This window comes from Nitrospira sp. BLG_2 (assembly GCF_049222245.1).
This window is the reverse complement of the sequence record NZ_JBLYIG010000688.1, coordinates 1-2861: the sequence shown is the minus strand read 5'-3', so window position 1 is coordinate 2861 and position 2861 is coordinate 1. Positions and strand designations below refer to the sequence as shown.

The following is a 2861-nucleotide window of genomic DNA, read 5'->3' as shown; positions in this document are numbered from 1 at the left end:
TGGTGGTCCCAACGGGATTCGAACCCGTGTTTAAGCCTTGAGAGGGCTCCGTCCTAGGCCAGGCTAGACGATGGGACCATCCAGAACGGTCTAAAGAGTGGACCGTAGCATAAGCGGTTTTCCGTTTGCAACGAAGCGCTGCTGCTTTGGAAGAGATTCCCTTCTTTGGGCCATTTGCAGGGAGCCATATTCCTGATGATTCGTGCTTCAGTCGCTCTTGACAGAACAGACCAGAAAGCCTAGTTTCGCTTATGTTTTGATAGAGTTCCGTGTGAGATTTGTGAACCTCCAAAGGATGTAGAAGAGGCGCTTGCTTATGGATGATCCGACGGCGTTCCGTAGGATCGAATCTCTTGGTTATACAGCTCCGGTTGGAGTGCTTCCCAAACCAGGACTCGAACTTCGTATCGGATCCAATATTTTCCGAAGCACCAACGGTGTCGTCAGGATTCATGGGAAAGAGCAACTCGTCATTGAGGTAAAACCGGAACATGGGCTGCTTCTCGTCACCCTTGATCTTTATGACGAAGAAAGCGTCCGTATCGCGCATCTGCGTAGAAACGTTTTCACATTGAACGGTAGCGGACGATTTACTGTTGATATTCCGATCGGTCAACGCTCTTCGCAGGTTGATGCTTCTTCTGTTCTTGTGACGGATCTGCAGTCGAGTCATGTCGTGCTCGAAGCACGAATGGCATCGGAGTACAGAGTCGACATTTTCTGTGGGCGGCTGTACTCGCACAAGGGGATGCTGGTAGAGATCACTCCACACTACTGCCGGATCGGCTCAGGCATGACGCTGTTCGGAAACATCGTGGAAGCTCGAGGCGGCCCGGCCATTCTCGATTGATCATGTTCGTCTTCCGCACACTCTTCCACTTCTAAATTCCATCTTCCCAGAGAAGACGATGCGCCTTCCTCATCTCTGCTGAAAAGCGAGAACCGTTTTACCCTTATCCCTCCTTTCTCTAGAATGGCACCTATGACCGAGATACCAAAACCTACCGTCCAAGCATTCCTTGTCTGCGACCAAGTGATCGAAGACAGCCTCACGAAAAAGAAAAGCCTGATCGGGATCTTCACCCATCTGCAGGCCGCTTCATTTCCGTTCCAACATCAGCAGATGGGCCTCTACTTCTGCCTCACCGATACAGAAGGTCTGTACCATTTTGATATTGACTTGATCTACCTCAACACTGAACAATTGGTCTGCCGGGCCACACTTCCCAACATCGAGATCGGCGATCGCCTTCAGATTTCAGATTTTGGGATCAATATTCCCCTGTTAATCTTTCCCGCACCCGGTCGGTATGAATTCCGACTACGCATGGAAGGCCATCTCATCGCCCAAAAGGATTTCAACGTCATGCCGGCTCCAAGATCGGACACTTCTGCCACCGAGCCCTCTGCATAGCGGTTCCCCATTCCTCCCGTCGGCCTGTCTATGGTAGAACTCTAAGCTGGCTATCGCTTACACATGACCATGCCGATACATTCATACAAGACTTCATGAGCACCCCGGAGCCTTCAACCTCCTCGAATTTTATTCGGGATCTCGTGGCAGCCGACCGCGCCGCAGGCAAGCATGGCGGACGAGTCGTCACACGATTTCCTCCTGAGCCCAATGGATATCTCCACATCGGTCACGCCAAGTCCATCGTGCTTAATTTTGGGATTGCGCAGGAGGCTTCCGGAGGAGTCTGCCACCTGAGATTCGACGACACGAACCCCACTACCGAAGACCCCGAGTACGTTCAAGCCATACAGGAAGACGTCCGGTGGTTGGGATTTGATTGGCACGACAAGATGTTCTATGCATCGGACTATTTCGAACAGCTCTATGCCTTCGCCATTGTTTTGATTAAGGACGGCAAAGCTTACGTCGACAGTCTGACGGCGGATCAAATTCGAGAATACCGCGGCACGCTCACCGCCCCGGGCCGTGACAGTCCGTATCGAATTCGATCCGCCGAGGAGAATGCGGCTCTCTTTGCCCGCATGCGAGCCGGAGAATTTGCCGACGGAGCCCATGTCCTACGGGCCAAAATCGATATGGGCTCCCCAAACATCAATCTGCGGGATCCGATCCTCTATCGGATCCGGCATGCCACCCACTATCGGACAGGAACCGCATGGTGCATCTATCCCTCGTATGACTTTGCGCATCCGCTGTCGGATGCCATTGAAGGAATTACCCACTCCATCTGCACACTGGAGTTTGAGGATCATCGTCCCCTTTACGATTGGGTCGTTGCCGAAGCGGGCACTCCGCATCGTCCGCAGCAAATCGAATTCGCCCGACTGAATCTGACCTCCACTGTGATGAGTAAGCGCAAGCTTCTCGAACTGGTCGATAAGGAATTCGTGGCGGGCTGGGATGATCCGCGCCTTCCCACCTTGAAAGGCCTCCGTCGCCGAGGGGTGACTCCTGAAGCGATTCGTGCCTTTTGTGAACATATCGGCGTCGCGAAGCGCGATGCAATTGTCGAGATGCAACTGCTCGAGCACTTCATCCGAGAGGACTTGAACAAGCGGTCACCACGCGTGATGGCGGTGCTCCGACCGTTGAAAGTCGTACTCGACAACTATCCGGAAGGTGTCGTCGAGGAACTCGACGCCGTGAATAATCCCGAGGATGTTTCCGCGGGAACGAGAAAGGTTCCCTTCTCGAGGATACTGTACATCGAGCAGGATGATTTCATGCAAGACCCACCGAAACAGTTTTACCGCCTGGCGCCTGGCCGGGAAGTCCGGCTGCGCTACGGGTACATCATCAAATGTGTGAGCGCGACAAAGGACCCCCAGACCGGTGAAGTCGTCGAACTCCATTGCACATACGACCCCGAGACTAAGAGCGGATC

Annotated in this window: 3 protein-coding genes and 1 tRNA gene; 3 read left to right on the top strand and 1 reads right to left on the bottom strand. The window is 53.3% G+C overall.

Features of this window, described 5'->3' with window-relative positions; genetic code table 11:
• A tRNA-Glu gene (locus tag ACOSYY_RS18225) sits at positions 1–78 on the bottom strand.
• Between the two features lie 238 nt (positions 79–316).
• On the opposite strand from ACOSYY_RS18225, the gene ACOSYY_RS18220 reads away from it, so the two are divergent.
• The 3 genes from ACOSYY_RS18220 to ACOSYY_RS18210 form a co-directional block, all read left to right on the top strand.
• A complete protein-coding gene (locus ACOSYY_RS18220; RefSeq protein ID WP_421664270.1) occupies positions 317–850 on the top strand; it encodes a hypothetical protein in 534 nt (177 codons plus the stop codon).
• Positions 851–982: 132 nt separating this feature from the next.
• Positions 983–1414, top strand: coding sequence for a DUF6941 family protein (locus ACOSYY_RS18215; protein WP_421664269.1), 432 nt, complete (start codon positions 983–985; stop codon positions 1412–1414).
• 95 nt (positions 1415–1509) lie between these two features.
• Positions 1510–2861, top strand: a 1352-nt coding sequence (locus tag ACOSYY_RS18210) for a glutamine--tRNA ligase/YqeY domain fusion protein (RefSeq protein WP_421664268.1), incomplete at its 3' end; no start/stop codon positions are given.

Excerpts from the sequence above, each read along its gene's own strand:
- ACOSYY_RS18220 (WP_421664270.1), top strand. The coding sequence starts at position 317 with ATGGATGATCCGACGGCGTTCCGTAGGATCGAATCTCTTGGTTATACA.
- ACOSYY_RS18215 (WP_421664269.1), top strand. The coding sequence starts at position 983 with ATGACCGAGATACCAAAACCTACCGTCCAAGCATTCCTTGTCTGCGAC.